Source organism: Rhizobium sp. SYY.PMSO (genome assembly GCF_046840415.1).
Lineage (GTDB): Bacteria > Pseudomonadota > Alphaproteobacteria > Rhizobiales > Rhizobiaceae > Rhizobium.
In genome coordinates, this window is record NZ_CP177349.1 from 2601123 (window position 1) to 2623754 (window position 22632).

21 protein-coding genes are annotated in these 22632 nt (G+C 60.9%); 6 read left to right on the forward strand and 15 right to left on the reverse strand.

Features of this window, described 5'->3' with window-relative positions; all coding sequences use genetic code 11:
- Nucleotides 1-147 precede the first annotated feature (147 nt).
- Entirely contained in the window at nucleotides 148-636 is a 489-nt protein-coding gene (locus ACJJVH_RS12695) for a MaoC family dehydratase (protein WP_412064083.1), read from the forward strand.
- Between the two features lie 496 nt (nucleotides 637-1132).
- On the opposite strand, the gene ACJJVH_RS12700 is transcribed toward ACJJVH_RS12695, so the two are convergent.
- The 7 genes from ACJJVH_RS12700 to ACJJVH_RS12730 all read right to left on the reverse strand — a co-directional run bounded on the left by ACJJVH_RS12700 (nucleotide 1133) and on the right by ACJJVH_RS12730 (nucleotide 7600).
- The gene (locus tag ACJJVH_RS12700; RefSeq protein ID WP_412064084.1) at nucleotides 1133-1681 is read right to left on the reverse strand and encodes a sarcosine oxidase subunit gamma; all 549 of its coding nucleotides are present in this window, start codon (nucleotides 1679-1681) and stop codon (nucleotides 1133-1135) included.
- The gene (locus tag ACJJVH_RS12705) at nucleotides 1674-4670 is read right to left on the reverse strand and encodes a sarcosine oxidase subunit alpha (protein ID WP_412064085.1); all 2997 of its coding nucleotides are present in this window, start codon (nucleotides 4668-4670) and stop codon (nucleotides 1674-1676) included. The genes ACJJVH_RS12700 and ACJJVH_RS12705 overlap by 8 nt, the downstream gene beginning before the upstream one ends.
- Nucleotides 4667-5032 carry a sarcosine oxidase subunit delta gene (locus ACJJVH_RS12710; RefSeq protein ID WP_112800608.1) on the reverse strand — a complete coding sequence of 122 codons (366 nt, stop codon included), beginning with the start codon at nucleotides 5030-5032 and terminating at the stop codon, nucleotides 4667-4669. The genes ACJJVH_RS12705 and ACJJVH_RS12710 overlap by 4 nt, the downstream gene beginning before the upstream one ends.
- A 15-nt stretch (nucleotides 5033-5047) precedes the next feature.
- Complete coding sequence (locus ACJJVH_RS12715; RefSeq protein WP_412064086.1) at nucleotides 5048-5467, reverse strand: hypothetical protein; 420 nt, start codon at nucleotides 5465-5467, stop codon at nucleotides 5048-5050.
- Complete coding sequence (locus ACJJVH_RS12720) at nucleotides 5467-6720, reverse strand: sarcosine oxidase subunit beta family protein (RefSeq protein ID WP_112800606.1); 1254 nt, start codon at nucleotides 6718-6720, stop codon at nucleotides 5467-5469. The genes ACJJVH_RS12715 and ACJJVH_RS12720 overlap by 1 nt, the downstream gene beginning before the upstream one ends.
- Before the next feature lie 175 nt (nucleotides 6721-6895).
- Entirely contained in the window at nucleotides 6896-7252 is a 357-nt protein-coding gene (locus tag ACJJVH_RS12725) for a hypothetical protein (RefSeq protein ID WP_162746736.1), read from the reverse strand.
- A 72-nt stretch (nucleotides 7253-7324) separates the two neighbouring features.
- Nucleotides 7325-7600, reverse strand: coding sequence for a hypothetical protein (locus tag ACJJVH_RS12730; RefSeq protein ID WP_112800603.1), 276 nt, complete (start codon nucleotides 7598-7600; stop codon nucleotides 7325-7327).
- Between the two features lie 339 nt (nucleotides 7601-7939).
- On the opposite strand from ACJJVH_RS12730, the gene rpsU reads away from it, so the two are divergent.
- From rpsU to ACJJVH_RS12750, 4 genes are all read left to right on the forward strand, one after another.
- Nucleotides 7940-8152, forward strand: a complete 213-nt coding sequence (rpsU, locus tag ACJJVH_RS12735; RefSeq protein ID WP_004117638.1) for a 30S ribosomal protein S21 — start codon at nucleotides 7940-7942, stop codon at nucleotides 8150-8152.
- A 138-nt stretch (nucleotides 8153-8290) separates the two neighbouring features.
- Nucleotides 8291-9166 carry a tetratricopeptide repeat protein gene (locus tag ACJJVH_RS12740; RefSeq protein WP_113356245.1) on the forward strand — a complete coding sequence of 292 codons (876 nt, stop codon included), beginning with the start codon at nucleotides 8291-8293 and terminating at the stop codon, nucleotides 9164-9166.
- Nucleotides 9167-9280: 114 nt separating this feature from the next.
- Nucleotides 9281-10399 (forward strand): NAD(P)/FAD-dependent oxidoreductase, encoded by a 1119-nt coding sequence (locus ACJJVH_RS12745; RefSeq protein WP_412064087.1) that lies wholly within the window; start codon nucleotides 9281-9283, stop codon nucleotides 10397-10399.
- Between the two features lie 205 nt (nucleotides 10400-10604).
- Nucleotides 10605-12260, forward strand: coding sequence for a sensor histidine kinase (locus ACJJVH_RS12750; protein ID WP_412064088.1), 1656 nt, complete (start codon nucleotides 10605-10607; stop codon nucleotides 12258-12260).
- Nucleotides 12261-12295: 35 nt separating this feature from the next.
- On the opposite strand, the gene ACJJVH_RS12755 is transcribed toward ACJJVH_RS12750, so the two are convergent.
- From ACJJVH_RS12755 to ACJJVH_RS12785, 7 genes are all read right to left on the reverse strand, one after another.
- Nucleotides 12296-13690, reverse strand: coding sequence for an NAD(P)(+) transhydrogenase (Re/Si-specific) subunit beta (locus ACJJVH_RS12755; protein WP_112800856.1), 1395 nt, complete (start codon nucleotides 13688-13690; stop codon nucleotides 12296-12298).
- A gap of 10 nt (nucleotides 13691-13700) precedes the next feature.
- Entirely contained in the window at nucleotides 13701-14099 is a 399-nt protein-coding gene (locus ACJJVH_RS12760) for an NAD(P) transhydrogenase subunit alpha (RefSeq protein WP_113392944.1), read from the reverse strand.
- Between the two features lies 1 nt (nucleotide 14100).
- Nucleotides 14101-15264, reverse strand: coding sequence for a Re/Si-specific NAD(P)(+) transhydrogenase subunit alpha (locus tag ACJJVH_RS12765; protein WP_412064089.1), 1164 nt, complete (start codon nucleotides 15262-15264; stop codon nucleotides 14101-14103).
- Between the two features lie 112 nt (nucleotides 15265-15376).
- Nucleotides 15377-15601, reverse strand: coding sequence for an aa3-type cytochrome c oxidase subunit IV (locus ACJJVH_RS12770; protein WP_112800593.1), 225 nt, complete (start codon nucleotides 15599-15601; stop codon nucleotides 15377-15379).
- Between the two features lie 176 nt (nucleotides 15602-15777).
- Nucleotides 15778-16533 carry an N-acyl amino acid synthase FeeM domain-containing protein gene (locus ACJJVH_RS12775; RefSeq protein WP_112800591.1) on the reverse strand — a complete coding sequence of 252 codons (756 nt, stop codon included), beginning with the start codon at nucleotides 16531-16533 and terminating at the stop codon, nucleotides 15778-15780.
- A gap of 352 nt (nucleotides 16534-16885) precedes the next feature.
- On the reverse strand, nucleotides 16886-19189 hold the full coding sequence (locus tag ACJJVH_RS12780; protein WP_412064090.1) for a putative bifunctional diguanylate cyclase/phosphodiesterase: 2304 nt from the start codon (nucleotides 19187-19189) through the stop codon (nucleotides 16886-16888).
- A 229-nt stretch (nucleotides 19190-19418) separates the two neighbouring features.
- Nucleotides 19419-20525 (reverse strand): TRAP transporter substrate-binding protein, encoded by a 1107-nt coding sequence (locus ACJJVH_RS12785; protein ID WP_412064091.1) that lies wholly within the window; start codon nucleotides 20523-20525, stop codon nucleotides 19419-19421.
- Between the two features lie 292 nt (nucleotides 20526-20817).
- Here ACJJVH_RS12785 and ACJJVH_RS12790 point away from each other — a divergent pair, with 292 nt between their 5' ends.
- Entirely contained in the window at nucleotides 20818-21606 is a 789-nt protein-coding gene (locus ACJJVH_RS12790; protein ID WP_113356238.1) for a gamma-glutamyl-gamma-aminobutyrate hydrolase family protein, read from the forward strand.
- On the opposite strand, the gene ACJJVH_RS12795 is transcribed toward ACJJVH_RS12790, so the two are convergent.
- The gene (locus tag ACJJVH_RS12795; protein WP_113356237.1) at nucleotides 21607-22575 is read right to left on the reverse strand and encodes a 2-hydroxyacid dehydrogenase; all 969 of its coding nucleotides are present in this window, start codon (nucleotides 22573-22575) and stop codon (nucleotides 21607-21609) included.
- Nucleotides 22576-22632: the final 57 nt, after the last annotated feature.

Genomic DNA, 22632 nt, shown 5'->3' on the forward strand with positions numbered 1-22632 from the left:
TTCCGGATTCGCCAGAAAGGGCACTGGCGCAATTCCGGGAAAAGTGCACTTTGGTTCTTCGTCCGGAATTGCCTGGCAACCAAAGAAATAGATCGGTTCTGCGCTTCCATGAGCCGTTCTGGCGAGACACAGACTGACGAGGATGGAATGCCCAGCGAAATTTCGCTTGTTGAGATCATGAAACTTGCGGGAACGGAGATCGGCGTTTCCGACTGGATCACAGTCGACCAGACGATGATCGACACCTTTGCCGATGCGACGCTCGATCACCAGTTCATCCATGTCGATCCCGAGCGCGCCAAGGCGGAAACGCCCTATGGCGGCACCATCGCCCACGGCTTCCTGACGCTCTCGCTACTCTCGGCGATGAACTATAGCGGCCTGCCGAAGATCCGCGAACAGACCATGGGCATCAATTACGGCTTCGAGCAAATCCGTTTCATGTCGCCGGTCAAATGCGGCGCACGGGTGCGCGGCCGCTTCAAGCTTGCCGAAACGCGGCTGCGCGGCGCCAGCATGCTGATGCTGACCTATGATGTCACCGTCGAAATCGAAAACGAGCGCAAAGCGGCGCTGACCGCGACATGGACGACCATATCGCAGTTCGACCCGAAGGATCGGCCGGAAGAGGCTTAGGGATTTTTTGGATCGCGAGACTTTTTTCTGAAAGACAAAATGGCAAACGCGATGGCTGCGAGCGAAATGTAGACTATATAAAAACCTAAAGCCGGCTTTCCATACAGAAAACTCAGAGAATATTCCTTTTGAACAATCCACTCTATTGTTCGTAAGACCACCTGCGCTAAACTCCACCATAAGGCGAAACGGCACATATAGTCTATACTAAGATACTCGCTTCGCACCGAAGGTCGTAAGATTTCCGGCTGCATCCCTATTCCGGTCCATGTCGTGGAATCAACTTCAAGGCTTTGCTTGTTCGAGCCCATGAACATGACCTTTTTTGTCGCTGATTACGACACGCTGATTAAGGGCAAGTGTTGCGAAAAGCAGCCGCCACTACAACCATTATGCGACCGAAATCGGCGGCAAACAAGATCGATTGCCGCCAACTATCGGCATCATGTGCCGAGCTGATCTTTATCTCAGCTTTACTCTCGAAAACCTGTAGACCCTAAAGGCCCGCATCCTCCGCACCCTCGGCCAGAAGGCCAAAGACATAGTCGGAAAAGGAGCGCCAGACCTCGACGCGGAATGTCTCTTCATCGAGTCGCAGGATCACCACTTCAGCCTTACCGTAGAGCGTGCGCGAGCAGGCGCCCACGGGGAATGCTCCCAACGAAACGTCTTGCGGGCAGCCGGCGGCAAGCGTCGCTTCCGCGCCAGGGCCGGAGACGATGACGGCCGTGTTGCGATGCGAGACATCCGTCGCCGAATGCAGCGCGCCGGACGCTCCGGCAACACCGACCAGATCGGCGCCGTTTTCATCGATGACAAGCCATTCGTCCGGGCCGAGCCAAAGGGCATGACGCCCGTTGCCGCTGGCCGAGGTCTTCGGCCGGGTCGGCAGCTGCAGGCCGAGCGCATGCGAAAGACCGCCGACGGAATCGGCCGGCGCGCGCAGCGAAATACGGCTGGCGGGGGCGGCCGGCGTCAGTCGAACAGTCGAAGAGCCGCCGTGGCGGCCGGCGAGCGGCAGTTTGCGGGTAGCGAGATCAGCCATTGATCCGGCCTCCTTCCTTGTCAAAGAACACCAGATCCGTCACCTCGACTGATATCGTCTTGTCGGGCATCGGCACATAGAGGGTCTTGCCCAGGCGCTCGCGTCCGCCGGCAACCAGCGCGAACGCGATGGAGCGGCCGAGATTTTCCGACCAGTAGGCTGAGGTGACATGGCCGAGCATCGTCATCGGCTTCTGCTCGTTCGGATCGGCGACGATCTGTGCGCCCTCCTCCAGCACCACCTTCGGATCGCGCGTAACGAGGCCGACGAGCTGCTTGCGGCCTTCCTTGACCAGATCCGGCCGCTTCAGGCCGCGAATGCCGACGAAATCGGTCTTCTTCTTGGAAACGGCCCAGGAAAGACCGGCGTCGTCGGGCGTGACGGTGCCGTCGGTATCCTGACCGACGATGATATAGCCCTTCTCGGCGCGCAGGACGTGCATGGTCTCGGTGCCATAGGCGCAGGCGCCCAGCGGTTCTGCACGAGCCCAGACGGCTTCCAGAACCGACTGGCCGTAATCGGCCGGCACGTTGATCTCATAGCCGACTTCACCGGTGAAGGAGACGCGGAACAGCCGCGCCGGCACGCCGCAAACCTTGCATTCGGCAACGCTCATATGCGGGAAGGCTTCGTTGGAAAGATCCTGCCCCTCGACGAGCGGCTCGATGATCTCGCGCGCCTTCGGCCCCTGCACGGCGATGACGGCCCATTGCTCGGTGGTCGACGTCAGCCATACCCTCAGATGCGGGAATTCGGTCTGGAGATAATCCTCCATGTGGTGCAGCACGCGCGGCGCACCGCCTGTTGTCGTCGTCACATGGAAGCGGTCGTCGGCCAGGCGTCCGACGACGCCGTCGTCGTAAACGAAGCCGTCCTCGCGGGTCATGATGCCGTAGCGGCAGCGGCCGGGCTTCAGCGTATCCCAGGCATTGGTGTAGATCAGGTTCAGGAACTCGGCCGCGTCAGGACCGACCACTTCGATCTTGCCGAGGGTCGAGGCGTCGAACACGCCGGCCACTTCGCGCGCCGTGCGGCATTCGCGGTTGACGGCCTGATGCATCGTCTCGCCAGCACGCGGATAGAACCAGGCGCGCTTCCAGTTGCCGACATCTTCGAAGATCGCGCCATGCGCCTCTTCCCAGGCATGCATCGGCGTCTTGCGGGCGGGATCGAAGAGAGATCCGCGCGAATGACTGATCAGCGTGCCGTAGGTGACGGGCGTATAGGGCGCGCGGAAGGTGGTGAGACCGACCTGCGGAATATCCTTGCCGAGCATTTCGGCGGCGATCGCCAGCCCGTGCATGTTGGAAAGCTTGCCCTGGTCGGAGGCCATGCCGTTGGTGGTGAAGCGTTTGATATGCTCGATGGAATGCATGCCCTCGCGCACCGCAAGGCGGATATCCTTGGCGCAGACATCGTGCTGGAAATCGACGAAAGCCTTGGCATTCGTGTCCGGCCCGGCGCCTTCGGCAGCGCCGATCATGCCGCCGGTCCATTCGAAGGCCTGCTCGGCATGAAGCTGGATCTTCTCGCCGCCATTGGTGCTGCCGCTGGCGCGCGCCATCAGCTCGCCGGCGGCAAGCGATTCCTCGATTGCGGCCTGCAAGCCATCCGTGCCGTTGCAGGCACCGACCGAAAGGCAATCCTGAACATAGGTGCCCGGCAGGAAACGCTGCTTCTCGGCATCGAATTTCAGTTTGCCGCGCGACTGCGAAAAGAGATGAACGGAGGGCGTCCAGCCGGCAGAAACCAGCAGGGCGTCGATGGCGATCTTGCGCCTGGCGGAGCTGCCGTTGCGCGCCACGGTCATGGAGGAAACACGCAGCTTGCCGGCCGTATCGACGACGGCGTAATCGGTCATGACCTCGATGCCGAGCCGCTTCGCTTCGGCGAGCACCGCCTCGCCCGGCCGCGCGCGGCTGTCGACGATGGCAACAACGGAAACCCCGGCGCGCTTGAGATCGAACGCCGCTTCATAGGCGGAATCATGCGCCGTATACACGCCGATCTTGGCACCGACGGCGACGCCGTAATGATTGAGATAGGCGCGCGCAGCCGAAGCGAGCATGATGCCCGGCCGGTCGTTGTTCGGAAACACCATATGGCGTTCGATGGCGCCAGTCGCCAGGATGGCGCGCTTGGTGCGGACCTGCCACAGGCGCTCGCGCGGCAGGTTGCGGCCGGGCTTCGCCAGATGATCGGTCACTCGCTGGGCAAGGCCGAAGAAATTGTGATTGTAATAGCCGAAGGCCGTCGTGCGGGTCAGCACCTGCACATTCGGCATCGCCTCGAGCCTGGCGGCGACATCCTGCGCCCAGTCATAGCCCTCGACGCCGCCGATCCTGATACCCGTATCGAAGCGCAGTGCGCCGCCGACTTCCGGCTGCTCGTCGCAGAGGATGACCTTGGCGCCGGTTTCGGCGGCAGCCAGCGCGGCGGAAAGGCCGGCAATACCGGCACCGACGACGAGGACGTCGCAATGGGCATAGCGGCTGGCGTAGTGATCGGGGTCCTCTTCCGTCGGCGCGACACCGAGACCGGCAGCACGACGGATGAAGGGCTCGTAAATATGCTTCCAGGCCGATTTCGGCCACATGAAGGTCTTGTAGTAGAAGCCGGCGGCAAAGAAGGGCGACATGAGATTGTTGACGCCGCCTACATCGAAGGCGAGCGACGGCCAGCGGTTCTGCGACTGCGCCTTCATGCCGTCGAAGACCTCCTGCACGCTGGCGCGCACGTTCGGCTGCCGCCGCGCCGCATCGCGGGAGATATCCAGCAGCGCATTCGGCTCTTCGGCCCCGGCTGACAGGATGCCGCGCGGACGATGATACTTGAACGAGCGGCCGACGAGATGGACGCCGTTGGCAAGCAGGGCGGAGGCGACGGTATCGCCCTCCAGCGCGGTATAGCTCTTGCCGTCAAAGGTGAAGCGGGCGGTTCTGGCCGGCGTCAGACGTCCCTTGCCCGCGATACGATTGGCGCCGCTCATTCAGCAAATCCCTCTTTTTGTGCCGTCTGCTCTTGTTCGTTCTGGCTCTGGACGGCCGGCTCGGGCGCACCCGGCAGCAGCGTCGCGGGGTCCGGCTTCGGCTCGCCGGCTTTATACGTGCGGTAGAAGTGATCGCTCACCGTGTCGCGCGCCGCATTGAAGAAGCGGCCGCAGCCATGAATGTGCCGCCAGCGCTCGAAAATCAGGCCCTTCGGATTGTCGCGCAGGAAGAAATACTCCTCGAACTCCTCATCCGAGATTCCGGCAATATTGGCCGGCCGCACGATATGCGCGTCGCCGGCATTGCGGAATTCCAGTTCCGAACGCTCTTCCTCGCAATAGGGGCAGTAAATCAGCAGCATCGTTTTCTACCTGTGTTAAAGCTCGGAGCCCGAAAGGCTCGTACCGGGAGGCTGCGCGCAGAGCCGCCGTCCCATGGTGACGAAAGGTGTTATGCGCTTCAGCAGCGCCTCCAGCGATCCGTAGGGTTCCAGCACCCTGGTCATTCCGATATTGACCAGGCTCATGCCCAGAAGATCCGTATCGAGCAGGAAAGCCCGTGTCGCCTCCGGCGTCTGCTTCGGCACGAAATAAACGGCCGGCTTGTTCAGCACCTTGGCGCAGATCAGCGTTCCGCTTTCGGCCGCGAACGGCCAGCCGGCCTCGCCCCTCGCCTTGTGGATCACCTGCATGCGAAAATCCCCGGCCCCCGGAATGAGATCGTTGACTGCGGTCGCGATCGTCCCGGCCGGCAATGAAAGCCCGGCCGCAAGGACGATCCCGACCGCCGCCGGCATCAGTGCGCCACGGCGGCCGCGGCCGCCTCGTCGATCAATCGGCCGGTGCGGAAGCGATCCAGCGTAAGCCCGGCATTGAACTTGTGCGGCTCGTCGCGGGCGATGAGATGCGCAAAGAGATTGGCCGAGCCCGGCGTCGCCTTGAAACCGCCCGTGCCCCAGCCACAATTGACGTAAAGGCCCGGAACCGGCGTCTTCGACTGGATCGCCGAGCGATCCGGCGTGTTGTCGACGATGCCGCCCCAGGAGCGCATCATCTTCACGCGGCGGAACATCGGGAAGAGCTCGCAGATGGCATCCAGCGTATGGGTGATGATCTGCAGACCGCCGGTCTGGCTGTAGGAATTGTACTGGTCCGTGCCCGCGCCGATGACGAGCTCGCCCTTGTCCGACTGCGAGATATAGGCATGCACCGTGTTCGACATGACGACGCAGGGGAAGATCGGTTTCAGCGGCTCGGAAACCAGCGCCTGCAGCGGGCTCGACTGCAGCGGCACGCGCACGCCGGCCATCTGCATGACGACGGTGGTGTGGCCGGCGGCGGAAACGCCGATCTTCTTGGCGCCGATGAAACCCTTGCTCGTTTCGACGCCCGTGACGCGGCCATCCGGTCCGCGGCGAATGCCGGTCACTTCGCAGTTCTGGATGATATGCACACCGCGATCGGACGCCGCGCGGGCAAAGCCCCAGGCGACCGCGTCGTGGCGCGCCGTGCCGCCGCGGCGTTGCAGGGCCGCGCCGTTGATCGGGTAGCGCGCCGTGCTGGAAATATCGAGCGGCGGACAATAAGCCTTCGCCTGTTCCGGCGTCAGCCATTCATTGTCGATGCCGTAGAGACGGTTGGCATGGATATGCCGCTTGAAGGACTGCTGGTCGTGCACATTGTGCGACAGCATCATCACGCCGCGCGGCGAATACATGACATTGTAATTGAGATCCTGAGACAGCCCCTCCCAGAGCTTCATCGAATGCTCGTAGATGTGCATGCTCTCTTCATAGAGATAGTTCGAGCGGATGATGGTCGTGTTGCGGCCGGTATTGCCGCCGCCGAGCCAGCCCTTCTCGATCACGGCGACATTGGTGATGCCGTGCTCCTTGGCGAGGTAATAGGCCGCGCCGAGGCCGTGACCGCCGGCGCCGACGATGATGACGTCATACTCCTTGCGCGGCTCCGGCGAGGTCCACTGCGCCTCCCAGCCCTTGTGAGCCCGCATCGCTTCCCGTGCCACGGCAAAAACCGAGTATTTACGCATTCGCCCTCAACTCCTTCAGGCAAGACGCCATTTTATGGGCCATACAAATCGCAAATCAAAAACGGACACAACGGCTCTTTTGCGACGCACTGGGGACCGTCTTTCGACACGGTTAAAAGAATAATCGGGCGACAACGCCGAAGCTTGCGAACAGCGAACGCGTGCGTGGCAAAATTCAGACCCGCTGCGGAATAAACCACGGTGCTGCGTCACGCGTAAAAAGAAGGCACGCGGCAAGCAGATAAAACGATGTCGACACGATCAGGAAAACGAGTTCCAATGCCGTACCTTCGGGATTGCCCTTGAAGGCAATGAAGCCGAGGGAAAAACCGATGACGAACACCATGCCGAATTGCGCGGCAAGCGTCATCCAGCGCGCCCAGTTCGTGCGTTTGCGAACAACCAGCCAAACCCAGAAAATCTGAATGCAAAGAAACGCGATTTGCAAGAGGATGAAGGCAAGCGGCGAATCGGCCAAATGTCTGCTCGTCCTATCCCAATTTACCATCTGATTTATGAAAATGATCGCCATCGCGGCATATGTGAGCCGTTCGGAATACCGAACGCTGGTCGGCATAATCTGCTCGTGCATAAATCCCCCACCCTACTTGCGCTGCAGGTGACAAACCTTCACCCGGCCACCATGGCCATCCTTGCGCCAGACGCATCCTTCGTTGCGCGGCTTCTGGTTGTAAAGATAAATTCTTGCACGGTGCCTGCTGTCGAACGTCTGGTTCGAAAAATCGTGGCCGCCGACCCGAACGTTCTTGCCGAAGCGGACTTCGCCGGCCGTGGCAGGCCCAAGCGCCCCAGCAAGAACGACGAGAGCCAGCGCAAATGCCGCCACCTTTCCAACGATCGCAGCGTCGAGCGATTTCATAAGACGATTCCCCTTTTGCTCGGACCATTGCCGAAATGGCGCAATTGCCGCAGAGCATGCGTGACTGTGATCCGAAATACTCACATAAGCATGTCAATGTCGCAAAGATCGGCACCCGCCAATCGCTTGTTCAACAGCGCCGGAGGCAACGCTAGCTGAATTCGGTACTCGACAGGCCGCTTTTTCCCCTGCAAACTCACGATCTGGCTAGACTTTGACAAACCGATCTGCTATCTCGCCTAACCAATCGCAAGGCTGCGGCTGCGCGAACGTTATATTTTTGCCTCCTGGCGCTGCAGTCGCCGCTGGCATCAACCAAACCAAAGGAACGTGATTCTCGTGCAGGTACTTGTCCGCGATAACAATGTTGACCAGGCTCTCCGCGCTCTCAAGAAGAAGATGCAGCGCGAAGGTATTTTCCGCGAAATGAAGATGCGCGACTATTACGAAAAGCCGTCGCAGAAGCGTGCTCGCGAAAAGGCCGAAGCTGTTCGTCGCGTTCGCAAGCTCGCTCGCAAGCGTGCGCAGCGCGAAGGCCTGGTTGCGAAGTAATCGCCGTTTTTTCGACGTTTTCAGATGCATGTGTGGCGGGGGCGAGTCGTTCGCCGCCGCCTTTTTGATTTATTCTCTGGGCAAATCGGATTAAATCAGAACAGCCTGATATGACGCATGGGGAAAGCGAACCCGATAATGGCAATGACGACTTCCGTAAATTTCCGCACTTCGAACCTCTCTTTACTCGTTTCGAAGCGCGCCATAGCGCTGCCTGCGCTGGCGATACTTGCCGCGATCAGCCTTTCCGGCTGCCAGACCGCCTCCACCGATAACGTGATCCGCATCGACAAGGCGCAGGGCTCCTCCGAAAATATCGCGTCGCTGACGTCGGTCATCAATGCCAACCCGCAGGATCCCGAAGGCTACAACGTGCGCGGCACCGCCTATGGCCGCGGCGGCGATTTCAATCGCGCCCTCGGCGACTTCAATCAGGCGATCCAGCTCAATCCGAAGTTCTATCAGGCTTACGCCAACCGCGCGCTCATCTACCGCAACATGGGCAAGCTGCCGGAAGCGATCGGCGACTATAACGCCGCACTGCAGATCAACCCGAATTACGACGTCGCCTATATCGGCCGGGGCAATCTCTACCGCCAGGCCGGCCGCGACAACGACGCCTTCAACGATTATTCCAAGGCCATCAGCCTCGGCACCACGGATGGCCGCGCCTATAACGGCCGCGGCGTGATCTATCAGAAGCGCAACCAGCAGGACAAGGCGATCGACGACTTCTCGAAGGCGATCTCGCTGTCGCCGAATTCGCCGGAGCCGTATAACAGCCGCGGCATCTCCTATCTCGCGCAGAACGACGACGACAACGCTTTCGCCGATTTCAACCACGCCATCGATCTGAACAACAAGGTCGCCGAATCCTGGGCCAACCAGGCCTTCGTTTACGAGCGCAAGGGCGACAAGGCAAAAGCCCGCCGCTCCTACCAGCACGCGGTCAACCTCGACCCCAATTACCAGCCGGCCAAGGACGGTTTGGCCCGCGTCGGCGCCGGCGCCTGATACAGGCGCCCGGCAATCGGACAAGCAGCCGCCCGGCGAACCTCGCCCGGCGGCTTTTCTTTGCCGTGCGGAACGCCTAGTTTCGTTTCACCTCAATCCGAACGAGACAGCGACATGCCCTCCCCTCAGAAAATCATCGTCATCGGCGCCGGCATCATCGGCGCGTCCATTGCCTGGCACCTCCAGCGCAGGGGCGCATCCGTCACCGTCGTCGCTCAGACGATCGGCGGCGTTGCGACGCCGAATTCCTTCGCCTGGATCAATGCGAGCTGGGGCAATCCGGAATTCTATTTCCAGTTCCGTCACCGCTCGATGGCCGAATGGTCGAGGCTCGCGGCCGACCTTCCTGGCCTGCCTCTAGCCTGGTGCGGCGGGCTGTGCTGGGATCTGACCGAGGCGGAACTCGATGCCTATGCGGCCCGGCATCATGGCTGGGGCTATGGCATACAGCCGGTCAACCGGGCCACCAGCACGATCATCGAACCCAATCTCGCCAATCCCCCCGACTATGCGCTCCATATCGCCGAAGAAGGCGCCGTCGAACCGGTCGCGGCCTCCGAGCTGTTGCTGAAGGATGCCTGCCGGCGGGGGGCGGTCATGTTGGCCGGCATCGAGGTCAAAGCCCTGCTCCGAAAGGGCAACCGGATTGTCGGCATTGAAACGAGCCAAGGGGCGATGCACGCCGATCATGTCGTTCTTGCCGCCGGCGCGGGCACGGCGGCGCTTGCGGCATCGGCCGATATCCTCGTGCCGCTCGAAACGCCGCCGGGACTCATCGTCCATTCCCGCCCGACACAAAAACTGCTGAACGGTCTGGTGATGGCGCCGCACTTGCATATGCGCCAGACGGCGGAAGGACGGATCGTTGCCGGCAGCGACTTCGGCGGCACCGATCCCGGCGAGAATCCAGAATCGGCCGCCCGCGAACTTTTCGCCAGGGTCCGGACGAGTTTAAAAGGTGGCGAAGAACTGGAATTCGATTTCCACACCATCGGCTATCGCCCGACACCGAAGGACGGCTTTCCCATTCTGGGCGGCACAGACGCAGCGCCCGGCCTCTATTTCGCCGTCCTGCATTCCGGCGTGACGCTGGCGCCCCTCGTCGGCCTGCTCGCAGCGCAGGAGATCACCGATGAGAGCCAGGATCCCCAGCTTGCCCCTTTCCGGCTCTCCCGTTTCGCCCAGGCCGGCGAAGGATACGGCCTACGCAAATCGAGGGACGCTTTGTCGTAATTGTAAATAACCGATATCGCTTATGATTTCGAGGCGATGACTTTTCAGATGTTGCAAGCCAATTTACCGGGCCCTAACATGGGTGCTTCGGGAACATTTAATTCGGGTCTGGGCACGGGGGCGCTTGGCATGACGACCAAAACCATTCCTTTCGCGTTTGCCGGCGCTTCTGACCGTCGTGGAGGCACGATCGGTTGATCGCCCCATGAGGAAACTGCATTTTCCGAAAGCGTCGATTGGTGCCTATCTGATCGCCATTGCCCTGGCGATTGCCTTGCCTATTCTGGCCTTCGTGGCACTGCTGCTGGTTCAGCTCGAAAACAATGAGCGCGATGCGCTGAAAGGCGACACGGTTCAGGACGCTCAGGCCCTGTCGCGCGTCATCGACCGGCAATTGCAGGATATGGCGACGACGTTGAGGCTGCTGTCTTCTTCGCCGGAGCTGGAACGCAACGACATCGCCACCTTCTTCGCCCGGACGGAAACGGTGCTGCGCACCGATTCCCTCTTCGTCCTCCTCATGGAAAAGGATGGTCAGCTCCGGCTCAACACCCGCTGGCCTTTCGGCAAGCCCCTTGGCAAGACGGGCAATCTGGCCGCGCTGCAATCGGCGCTGGAGTCCGGGCGCATCGAAGCCTCCAATGTCTTTGTGGGCTCGAACGCCCGCCGATGGGTCTACAACGTCACCCTGCCGCTCGAACACTCTCCGGCCGGCGCCGCTTTGGTCGTGACCCAGGATGCGGACGAGCTCGCCAAGCTCGTGACGACGGAAGCCCTGCCACCGGGCTGGTCAGCCGCCGTCCTGGACAAATCCGGCCATGTCGTGGCCGCCGGCGGCCCGACGACCCTCGGGCCGGGCGACGCCTTCGACAAGAACATCCTGCCAAGGCTGATCGCATCCAGCGGCGTCTACCAGGATGACAAGGTGCTACCCAACGCGGTGCTCGGCTACGCGCAGATTTCCGGATGGTCCTGGAAGGCCGTAGTCTGGGGACCTATCGCATCGGCGCAGGCGTCGTTGATGAGCACCTGGCGCTTCCTCATCTATGGCGGCGTCACCCTGCTTTTGATCGCGCTCATCGCCGTCTATGCGCTGGCGCGGCAGGTACGCATCACCATCCAGAACATCGCCGACATGGCGGACCGCATGGGACGGGGCGAGATCGTCGCGCCGGTCGACACCAGCGTCATCGAGGCAAATCAGGTGGCGGTAGCGCTTTCCAACGCATCCTTCGACCGCAGCGTGACGGAAGACCGGCTGCATTTCGTCATGCACGAACTCGTTCACCGCACCAAGAACCTGCTGGCGCTTGCCCAGGCGATGACCCGGCAGCTCGCCCGGCAGACGGACAGCGTCGATACGTTCCAGCGCGCCGTGGCCGATCGACTGGAGGGCCTGGCCCGTTCGATCGAAGTCCTGACCAGCGAACAATGGTCCGGCGTCTCGCTGCGGCGCGTGATCGACATTCATCTCGCGACCTTCCTGCAGGGACCTCAGCAGCTCGAGGTCCTCGGCAACGACTTCCTGCTGAAACCGGAGGCGGTGCAGAACCTCGGCCTGATTCTGCACGAGCTTGCGACCAATTCGGTGAAATACGGAGCGCTTTCCGCACCCGAAGGCAAGATCACCATCGAATGGACGAACGAAGCCGGCGAAAACGGAACGATGATTCGCTTCGTCTGGACGGAAAGCAACGGACCGCCCGTCGAACCGCCGCGCGAAACGGGCTTTGGAACCACCGTCACGAAAACGCACGCAGCAGCATCCTTCAGCGGCAGCGTCGACGTGGATTTCCGACGCGACGGCCTGGTATGGACGTTGATCGCGCCACGCAACACGATGGAACGCCAACGAAGCTGAAGCTGCTCGTCCTTGCCTTCGCAAGGAAAGGCAATCTACTCGTTCATCGCCTTGACGATTTCCTCGGTCACCTTCTTGGCGTCGCCGAGCAGCATCATCGTGCCGTCCTTGTAGAACAGCGTATTGTCGATGCCGGCATAGCCGGAGCCGAGCGAGCGCTTGACGAAGAGGCAGGTCTTGGCCTTGTCGACATCGAGGATCGGCATGCCGTAGATCGGCGAGGTCTTGTCGTCGCGCGCCGCCGGATTGGTAACGTCGTTGGCGCCGATGACATAGGCGACATCGGCCTGGGCAAATTCGGAATTGATGTCTTCGAGCTCGAAAACCTCGTCATAGGGCACGTTGGCCTCGGCCAGCAGCACGTTCATATGGCCGGGCATGCGGCCGGCGACGGGATGGATGGCATATTTCACTTCGACGCCGTGCGCCTTCAGCCTGTCCGCCATTTCGCGCAGCGCATGCTGAGCCTGCGCCACCGCCATGCCGTAACCGGGAACGATGATGACCTTGGAGGCATTCGCCATCAGATAGGCGGCATCCTCGGCCGAGCCGAGCTTCACGGTCTTGTCGGAATTATCGGCTCCGCCCGACGTCGTCTCGCCGCCGAAGCCGCCGAGAATGACCGAGACGAAGGAGCGGTTCATGCCTTTGCACATGATATAGGACAGGATCGCACCCGAAGACCCCACCAGCGCGCCGGTGATGATGAGCGCCAGATTGCCGAGCGTGAAGCCGATGCCGGCGGCTGCCCATCCGGAATAGGAATTCAGCATCGACACGACGACTGGCATGTCGGCGCCGCCGATCGGCACGATCAGCAGTACGCCGAGCGCCAGAGACAGCGCGACGACGGCCCAGAAGGCGAAGTGGCTTTCGCTTGCCGCCAGGCTGATGACGAAGAACACGATCAGGACAAGCAGGGCGGCATTGATGATGTGCCGGCTGGGCAGCAGGATCGGCTTGCCGGACATGCGCCCGTCCAGCTTCAGGAAGGCGATGATCGAGCCGGTGAAGGTCAACGCGCCGATCGCAACGCCGATCGCCATTTCGATGCGGGCTTCCGTGTGAATATGGCCGATGTCGCCGATCCCGAAGGAAGACGGCGTATAGAGCGCGGAAGCAGCCACGAGAACGGCTGCGAGACCGACGAGCGAATGGAAGCCGGCGACAAGCTGCGGCATCGACGTCATCGGAATGACGCGGGCGATATAAGCCCCCGCTCCGCCGCCGATGGCAAGACCGAGAACGATCAGCACGAAACCGCCGAAGGATGGCGTTGCCAGTACCAGCGTGGTGGCAATGGCGATGCCCATGCCGATCATGCCGTAGAGGTTGCCGCGCCGGCTGGTGGCCGGGTGAGAAAGGCCACGCAGCGCCAGGATGAACAGGACGCCGGACACCAGGTAGAGGAAGGCCGCGATATTGGTCAGCATGCCGCCCTCACTTGTCTTTCTTCTTGTACATCGCCAGCATGCGCTGGGTGACAAGAAAACCGCCGACGATATTGACCGACACGAGCACCAGCGCCACAAAGCCGAAGCCGGTGGCAAGACCGCTCGCCGAAATGCCCACGGCCAGCAAGGCACCGACGACGATGACCGAGGAGATGGCGTTCGTGACCGCCATCAATGGCGTGTGCAGGGCCGGCGTCACCGACCAGACCACGTAGTAGCCGACGAAGATCGCAAGCACGAAGATCGCCAGCTGGAAGACGAAGGGATCGATCGCTCCGCCGGTCGCGGCGCTGACGGTCTCCGGCGCATGCGCCGCGGCGGTCGTGACGGCGGTAACGGCGTCGTTCAGTTGCCGAAGTGCCTGGTCCATTGCTTGGCTGGCCATCTCAGAGATCTCCCTTGTTGACCGTCGGCTGGTCGGGATCGACGAAATTCGGATGCACGACCTCGCCGCCATCGGTCAGCATCGTCGCCTTGATCAGCTCGTCGGCACGGTTGAGACCGAGGCTCTTGCTGTCCTTGTCGACCATCGTTTCCAGGAAGGTGATGAGGTTTTTGGCATAGAGGGCGCTGGCGCTGGCGGCGATCCGGCCCGCCATGTTGGGATAACCGATTACGCGAACGCCCTCGACTTCGGCGATCCCTCCGTATTCGGCGCCCTCGATATTGCCGCCTCGCTCCACGGCGAGATCGACGGCAACGGCACCTGGACGCATCGCTTTCAGCATGTCGCGGCTGACGAGGCGCGGCGCCGGCCGGCCGGGAATCAGCGCCGTGGTGATGACGATGTCCTGCTTGGCGATATGATCGGCAACGAGCGCCGCCTGTTTCGCCTGATATTCCTTCGACATTTCCTTGGCATAGCCGCCGGCGGTTTCCGCCGCCTTGAACTCCTCGTCCTCGACGGCGATGAATTTCGCGCCCAGCGAGGCAACCTGCTCCTTGGCTGCCGGCCGCACGTCGGTCGCCGACACCAGCGCGCCCAAGCGCCTTGCCGTGGCGATCGCCTGCAGGCCGGCAACGCCGGCACCCATGACGAACACTTTTGCCGCCGGCACCGTGCCCGCCGCCGTCATCATCATCGGCAGCGCCCTGTCGTAAACGGCCGCAGCCTCGATGACCGCCTGATAACCGGCCAGATTGGCCTGCGACGACAGAACATCCATCGACTGCGCGCGCGTGATGCGCGGCATCAGCTCCATGGCGAAGCTCGTCAGCCCGGCACGCGCCATTTCGGCGAGCGCGGCCTCGTTGCCGTACGGGTCCATGATGGCGATCACGATCGCGCCGCTCTTATAGCCGGCGATCTCGGCGCTCGTCGGCCGCCTGACCTTGAGGACGACATCCGCCGCCCGCGCATCGTCGACGGTGCCGATGCGTGCGCCGGCGGCCTCATATTCGGCATCCGGAATGCGCGACAAGGCGCCCGCGCCGGCTTCGATCACCACATCGAAGCCCAGACCCCGCATCTTCTTCACCGTTTCGACGGAAGCCGCGACACGCGTTTCTTCCGCCACACTTTCCTTGGCTACGAAAACCAGATTGCTCAACGACCACACCTCGCATCAAACGGCGGCACGCCCGAACGGGGCTGCGCTGCTGCCTGCAGATTCACGGGAAGGCCCGGACCGAACCGGTCCGGCGTCGGTCAACGCTGGAATGTCAGCGCAACAGGATGATGCTGGCGATGGAAAGGACGATGAAAATAAGGATGCCGCCGAGGAAGCCCGCATGGCCGAAGAAGCCTGCCGCCATCGCGATCAGCAATGCAGCAACGATCGCAGATCCGACCTTGGCGCCCGAGATGAAAAGATTGTAGGTCTTCTCATGCTCCTTGTAGTCCATGGCAGCGCCGGTTTCGACCGGTCCGGTATGATGTTCGGCCATTCAGAAATCTCCCCTTGATCCTCTCCCCCGGCAGATCACGCGGACTGGCGGCCGGAGTTTGTCCTCAAAAGCCGCGGCATCCCGCAAAGAGATGCCGCAGCCAAATTTCCTCTACCGAGGGGTTACACAAAGCGAGGAAAAATGCAATGCACGAGAAGGTCGCAGAGGGGCATGATCTAGCCGAACTGCCCGCGGATTTCGCGCCGGCCGCCGCTTGCCAGCCGCGCCGTCGGCAGAATGGTCAACGGCGGCGAGCCGGTGTCCTCATTGCGCGAGAACATCAGGCGCCGTTCATAAGGCTCGGAATTGAAGAACGGATATCGCTTCATCAGTTTGCCGCGAATCTCCTTCGAGCGGGATGCCAGCAGCGTCAGCTCGAAACCATAGGTCTTGGTCATGCGCGGCGGCACCACCGTATCGGCATAGAAGACGCGTTTGTAGAAGGCGGCATGTGCCGGACGGACGTGCTGCATTACGCGATCCGTGTTGAAATAGATGGCGCCGACGATCGCCGGCCGCAGCGTGAGATAGGGCAGAGCCGGCAATTCCAGCTCGAAATCGGGGTCGACGGCAAAACGCGCCGGATCGATCAGGGTCATGCCGGCATCGAGAAAAGCGTGGATTTCTTCGGGAAAAATACCGGTCGACTGGCATACGCGATGATCCGGCGTGACATGATGTATCCGCACCGTGCTCACCAGCTCTTCATAATAATAGACGCCGAAAACATAGGCATGGTCGTCGAAGTCGATGTCATCGATCAGATTCTTGGCCGCAACCGGCAAGACGTCGCGCGCCTTGTAGGCCTTGTAGCGTAGCCGCGCGACACCCTCCATATCTTCGCAGCTTTCGATCCGGCGGTATTCTACGTGATCGAGCACCGCCATCAGCTTGCCGGCAAAGCTGCCTTGCAAAGCACTCATATGAGTCATGGTTCATGTTCCGTAATGGTTAACGAAACATTATTGGGAGTAACGGACAATTTGATCAATATTTGATTTAATTTTTATTAACTATTCGTTCATTAAGGTTAATTTCCTTAACCAATATCTGTATAGAATTGACGCTGCAAAAGCGGCCAAGCTTATCGTTGCTGTATGCGGTGACAATGCTGCATCCGCCCGCCCGCCGGCCCGAATAAAACGAGCGCGAATCTCCGATCTACAGCCGGGATAATCAGCCTGGAATGCGATGGACGATCGGAATGGATAATTGTGGTAGCGCATTACGATCGCCACCCGTCAGATTATTGTCGCGCCGCGGCGACGATACTCTGCCGCCGGGTCAGGCGACGTGGTCCTGCCGCGTCCCGGGCAGCCGGCGGCTGAGGCTGTCGACCATTTCGACCACCTGTTCGTGCGATACGGGTGCGGAAAATACATAGCCCTGGATGATGTCGGCCAGATTCTTCTCGACGATAAGCGCCAGCTGCTCCAGCGTTTCGACGCCCTCGATCACGATATGGAGGCTGAGGGCACGGGAAAGGTCGACGATGCCGCATAGCAGCTTGAAGCGGCGGCTGTCGGTCGTGATGTCGCGCACGAAAGACCGGTCGATCTTGACGACGTCGACCGGCAGCGAATCGAGATAGCTGAGGCTGGAAAATCCCGTTCCGAAATCGTCGATCGCAATCGTGATGCCTTTGGCGCGCAGATCGGCAAGTATGGAGCGGACGATCGTCACCTCATCCATCAGGCAGCTTTCGGTGACTTCGAGATGCAGCCGCGAGGGTTCCAGCCCCGATGCATCCAGCGCCTCCATGACGATGCCGACGATATCGTCGCTGCGCAGGTCCTGCGCCGAAAGGTTGACCGAGACGGCAAGCGGCGCCGGCCACGAAACGCAGTCCCGGCAGGCCTGATTGATCATGAAACGGGTGATGCCGGCGACGATGCCCATCTCCTCGGCGATCTGCACGAAGATATTCGGAGGAATCGAGCCCTTCTCCGGGTGAATCCAGCGCGCCAGGGCCTCGCAACAGTCGATGCGAGAGCCGTCAGGCGTGAACATCGGCTGATAGACGGCGTGAAGCCGGCCGGCTTCCACCGCTTCGCGCAAATCGTCCTTCAGCTTCTGGCGCTCGACGTAGCGCGCGTCCATCTCCTGCTCGAAGGCCGTGCAGCCACCCTTCATCCGCGACTTGGCGTCGAATAGCGCCAGGTCGACCTTGATCTGCCATTCTTCCGGCCGGAACTCCCGGCTCGACATCGTCACATATCCGCCGCTGACGGAAATCCGGAAGCTGTTGTCGTCCACATTATAAGTGCCGGTCATCGCCGCGTGCAGTTCGCGGATGCGGGCATCGATGTCGGGCGCATTGTTCTCGTTCGCAAAGAACAGCATGAATTGATCGCCGACGAGCCGGGCGACGATGGCCGAGGCGCCGGCGAACTCCTTCAGACGTTCGCCGATGGCGACCAGCAGCCGGTCGCCCATTATATGGCCTTTGGTATCGTTGACGTGCTTGAAATCGTCGACATCGAGGACCAGGATGCCGATCTGGCTTTCCCGCGTGCGCGCGGCGAGCTTTTCCTTGACCAGCTCGACGAAATATTCGCGGTTCGGCAATCCCGTCAAAGGATCGTAGCGCACCATATGCAGAATCTTGCGCTCCGCCCGGATACGCACGGTCACGTCCTCGAAGATCAGGATGACGATCCCGTCGGCGCGGCGGCTGGCCGAAAACTCCAGAAACTGATCCTCGCTGAACTGAATGAGGGTGCGCGACAGCGTGCCGCCGACAAGCTGCGCCATCTGCCGCTGGATGAGCCCCGGCAGCGATCCGTCGATGAAGGCATGGCGCGCACCGTAGCGCAGGACGACGTCGAACTCGCAGTCCTTGAGCTGTTCCGGATGCGCGAAATTCAAAAGCTCGCAGGCCTTGCGGTTGACGACGAGAATGCGATTGTCGGCGTCGAGCATGAACAGCCCGTGCGTCATGTTATTGAGCGCGGTGTCGAACCTGTCGGCGATCAGCGATATCTCGCGCGATGCGATGACATTCTTGTAAAGAAACTCCCGCACGCCGTTTGCCATCGCCCGCGTCGTCAGCCCGAACGGCACGAGCATGATGGAAACGATCGCCTTGTACAGCTGCTGCGACATCAGGCAGGCGATGATGATGGGCAGGCAGCAGGCGAGCGTCTGCAGGTCGATCGCCTTCTGCGAACCGTAGTTGCGGCCGACGATCGATACCATCGACGCCATCGTAACGGCGATGCAGATGAATTCCGCCAGCGGATCCTGCACGATCAGGATCGCATAGCCGCTGCCGATACCAAGAATCGATGCCGTCGCCGCCGCGCCGATCACATAGCGCGTTTCCCATTTGGCGATATCGGCGCGCGTGAAACCATGCTTGTCGGCCGCGTCGAACAACCAGAACGAATACATGCGCAAGCCGAATACGGCGGCGAAAGCCAGGCAAAGTACGAGATAGATGCTTGCGCGCGTGCTGAGAAAAACGACGACATATGTGAGGATGTGAACGAACACGCCCGTAAAGAGTGTTTTACGGTTTCCGAAAAGCGAACTGACGAACGACAGATAAACATCTGTCGGCACGGTGTCCGGACTTGGAGGCTTCATTCAGACTTCCCCTGATGCGGCGGACACCCTAGTCGAAACTTTTTAAAATTTGATTGCCCAAATAGCACGCATCTGGACAGATTTTCCAATCGTGTCGGTAATTTACATTGAATTTAGGTTACGATCCGCATCGTATTAGTGCAATGAGTCCCAGCGCACTCTACCGTAAATATAATATTCAGTCATCAACGGGCAAAACAAGATATCACTAAAGACTTATGGAATACAATCAAAGCTTACCCGCGCGCTGTTGAATCATCATGAATGTATCAAAAGTATACTCAGAAAGCTGCATCCAAAGATATGCATCCTTCTTATAGCTAACTTGATCCTCGTAAATGCGCTTGAAATAGTCGTTGGATTTGGAAATATCCGCGTAGAGCGCGCTGGCTGCCTGGAAGCAGGCCTCCATGATCTCCTGGCTGAACGGGCGCAGCGTAACGCCTTCGTGCACGATATCCTTCAGCGCCTGGGGATTTTTCACATCGTATTTCGCCAGCATGTTAGTATTGGCGAAAGCGCAGGCGTCGGCAAGGATCGCCTGGTAATTCTTCGGCAGCGCATTCCATTTTTCGAGGTTGAAGAAGGCGTGCACCACGGCACCCCCCTCCCACCAGCCCGGATAATAGTAATATTTGGCGATCTTCTGCAGCCCCAGCTTCAGGTCGTCGTAGGGGCCGACCCATTCGACCGCATCGACCGTGCCCTTGTTCAGTGCGTCATATACGCCGTTGACGGGAATATCCTGCTGCGGCGCCACGCCGATCTTCTCGATCACCTTGCTGGCAAGGCCGGCAATGCGCATCTTCAGGCCCTTGAGATCGTCGAGCGTATTGATTTCCTTGCGAAACCACCCCCCCATCTGGGCGCCGGTGTTTCCGGCCGGCAAGCCCAGTATGCCCTGGGTCGCATAGAATTCGTTCATCAGCTTGTTGCCGTTGCCCTGGTAGAACCAGGCATTGGTCAGCCGGGCGTTGAGGCCGAACGGCAGCGCCGTGCCGATGGCATAGGTCGGGTCCTTGTCGGAGAAATAGTAGGAGCAGGTATGCGCGGCATCCACCGTGCCGGCGCTCACCGCATCGGCCGCCTGCGCGCCGGGCACGATCTCGCCGGCCTCGTAGGTCTGGATGACGAAATTGCCGTTCGTCGCGTCGGACACATGCGCGGCGATATCGTCCGCTCCGCCATAGATCGTATCCAGGCTCTTGGGAAAGGAAGAGGTCATCTTCCAGGTGATCTTCGGATACTCCTGGGCAAGGGCCGGGCTTGCAAGCGCAGAGGCGGCCGCACCTGCGCCAACGGCGCCTGCCCGCCTGATGAAGGAACGGCGATCCATCGAATTCTCCCATACGGACGGCATTGCCGGGGAACGGCACGTCCCCGTCGCGGCGCAAGCGATGGAGCTAACCATGCCGCACACAGTCTTTCAAGTTTGCTCTCGCACTGCATTATGGCGATTCCTGTACATCCGCACGCCCTTGGGAAACAAAGCCTCGCGCAGACCACTGTGCGTTGCCGGTCGGGCCGTCTTCGCGTAAGTTCATGGCACGCGTATCTGCCTTCGGATTGACATCATGGTCGTCCAGAGGTCTCGGCGCCTAACCGTCTTGCAGCTTGCGGAGCCCTGAATGTCCAGACCGATCATTGCCATTCCCGCCGACATCCGTGAGTTCGACGGCACGCGCTGGCACGCGGCGCAGCTGCAATATGTCCAGGCAGCGGTCAAGGCGGCGGGATTGATGGCGCTGATCGTTCCGGCGCTGGAGGACGGCAACGATGCGGATGCCATTCTGGATCGCGTCGACGGATTGCTCGTTTCCGGTTCGGCGACCAATGTGCATCCGTCGCTCTATGGAAAGAAAGCGCAGGACAGCGACGGCCCCTTCGATCCGGCGCGCGATGCCACCTCCCTTCCGCTTATTCGCCATGCGATCGACCGCGCCATTCCCATGCTTGCCATCTGCCGCGGCATTCAGGAGCTGAATGTCGCGCTCGGCGGTACGCTGGCAAGCGAAATCCAGGATCAGCCGGGCATATGGGACCACCGCAAGCCGCAGAATGTCGACCGCGACACGATGTATTCCATTCGCCAGAGCGTTTTCGTCAAGGAAGGCTCCTGCATCGCCCGCGTCGTCGGGCCGGGCGAGGTTCGTGTGAACTCGCTGCATCGCCAGGCGATTGCCGACACGGCGCCGCGGCTGCAGGTCGAGGCGCTGGCCGAAGACGGCACCATCGAAGCCGTCTCCGTCATCGGCGCGAAGTCCTTCGCCGTCGGCGTGCAGTGGCATCCGGAATATTGGGCGGAAACGGATTCGCCCTCGCGCAAGCTTTTCGTGGCCTTCGGCGATGCCGTGCGCGATTACGCGGCAAGCAAGGAGCGGCTTGCCGCCGCTCCCCGTCCGCAGAAGGCCGTGTGATCAGCCGCGCGGCTTGACCGGCGTTTCCGGCACCGGCGTCACCGGCTGCCCCTTTGCGAACCATTCGACGATGTTGTCGACGACGAGATCGGCCATGGCGTTGCGCGTCGGCACCGATGCGGACGCCACATGCGGCAGCAGCGAAACATTGGGCAGCGAGAGATAGCCGGCGGGAACATTGGGCTCGTCATAGAAGACGTCGAGGCCGGCCGCACCCAGCGTGCCGTTGCCGAGCGCGTCGATCAGCGCATCGTCATCGACGGACCAGCCGCGGCCGACATTGATGAACACGCCCTGCGGCCCGAGCGCCGACAGAATCTCTGAATTGATGACCTTGTGCGTTTCCGGCGTCTTCGGAACGATGGAAATCAGCGTATCCACCGATTGCGCCATTTCCTTCAGGGTCGGGTAATAGTCGTAAGGCAAGGAGTCGCGCGGCGAGCGCGTGTGATAACCGATCTTCACCTTGAACGGCTCCAGCCTCTTTGCGATTTCCAGGCCGATGCGGCCGAGGCCGTAGATCCCGACACGGCGCCCTTTCATCGAAAAGGGCGAGAGCGGAAATGCCCCGTCCTTCACCCAGCGCCCGTCACGCAGCCAGCCTTCCGCCTTCGGAAACTGCCGCAGCGTGTTCAGCAGAAGCGCGACCGCGGTATCCGCAACCTCGTCATTCAGCACATCGGGCGTGTTGGTGACGACGATTCCCCTGGATGCCGCGTGCTTGACGTCGATCCCGTCATAGCCGACGCCGAAATTGGCGATGACTTCGATATTCGGGTACGCATCGATCCAGGAAGCATCGAAGCCGCCGGAGACGGCGACGCCGCGCACGCGGGCCGCCGTGGCGGCATCGACCTTGGGGCCGCCGTCGCGATCGACGGATACGATGTCGAATTGTTTTCCGAGCCTTTCAAGAACGCGCGGGTGTATCTTCCCCGGAACGAGGATGGCAATGCGGTTATCGGACATGGATCTTTCCTCTTGAGACAGGATTCGGCGCAGCTGAAGCAATTCCAGGAAAACTGC

Excerpts from the sequence above, each read along its gene's own strand:
- ACJJVH_RS12695 (WP_412064083.1), top strand. The coding sequence starts at position 148 with ATGCCCAGCGAAATTTCGCTTGTTGAGATCATGAAACTTGCGGGAACG.
- ACJJVH_RS12700 (WP_412064084.1), bottom strand. The coding sequence starts at position 1,681 with ATGGCTGATCTCGCTACCCGCAAACTGCCGCTCGCCGGCCGCCACGGC.
- ACJJVH_RS12705 (WP_412064085.1), bottom strand. The coding sequence starts at position 4,670 with ATGAGCGGCGCCAATCGTATCGCGGGCAAGGGACGTCTGACGCCGGCC.
- ACJJVH_RS12710 (WP_112800608.1), bottom strand. The coding sequence starts at position 5,032 with ATGCTGCTGATTTACTGCCCCTATTGCGAGGAAGAGCGTTCGGAACTG.
- ACJJVH_RS12715 (WP_412064086.1), bottom strand. The coding sequence starts at position 5,467 with ATGCCGGCGGCGGTCGGGATCGTCCTTGCGGCCGGGCTTTCATTGCCG.
- ACJJVH_RS12720 (WP_112800606.1), bottom strand. The coding sequence starts at position 6,720 with ATGCGTAAATACTCGGTTTTTGCCGTGGCACGGGAAGCGATGCGGGCT.
- ACJJVH_RS12725 (WP_162746736.1), bottom strand. The coding sequence starts at position 7,252 with ATGGCGATCATTTTCATAAATCAGATGGTAAATTGGGATAGGACGAGC.
- ACJJVH_RS12730 (WP_112800603.1), bottom strand. The coding sequence starts at position 7,600 with ATGAAATCGCTCGACGCTGCGATCGTTGGAAAGGTGGCGGCATTTGCG.
- ACJJVH_RS12740 (WP_113356245.1), top strand. The coding sequence starts at position 8,291 with ATGGCAATGACGACTTCCGTAAATTTCCGCACTTCGAACCTCTCTTTA.
- ACJJVH_RS12745 (WP_412064087.1), top strand. The coding sequence starts at position 9,281 with ATGCCCTCCCCTCAGAAAATCATCGTCATCGGCGCCGGCATCATCGGC.
- ACJJVH_RS12750 (WP_412064088.1), top strand. The coding sequence starts at position 10,605 with ATGAGGAAACTGCATTTTCCGAAAGCGTCGATTGGTGCCTATCTGATC.
- ACJJVH_RS12760 (WP_113392944.1), bottom strand. The coding sequence starts at position 14,099 with ATGGCCAGCCAAGCAATGGACCAGGCACTTCGGCAACTGAACGACGCC.
- ACJJVH_RS12770 (WP_112800593.1), bottom strand. The coding sequence starts at position 15,601 with ATGGCCGAACATCATACCGGACCGGTCGAAACCGGCGCTGCCATGGAC.
- ACJJVH_RS12775 (WP_112800591.1), bottom strand. The coding sequence starts at position 16,533 with ATGACTCATATGAGTGCTTTGCAAGGCAGCTTTGCCGGCAAGCTGATG.
- ACJJVH_RS12780 (WP_412064090.1), bottom strand. The coding sequence starts at position 19,189 with ATGAAGCCTCCAAGTCCGGACACCGTGCCGACAGATGTTTATCTGTCG.
- ACJJVH_RS12785 (WP_412064091.1), bottom strand. The coding sequence starts at position 20,525 with ATGGATCGCCGTTCCTTCATCAGGCGGGCAGGCGCCGTTGGCGCAGGT.
- ACJJVH_RS12790 (WP_113356238.1), top strand. The coding sequence starts at position 20,818 with ATGTCCAGACCGATCATTGCCATTCCCGCCGACATCCGTGAGTTCGAC.
- ACJJVH_RS12795 (WP_113356237.1), bottom strand. The coding sequence starts at position 22,575 with ATGTCCGATAACCGCATTGCCATCCTCGTTCCGGGGAAGATACACCCG.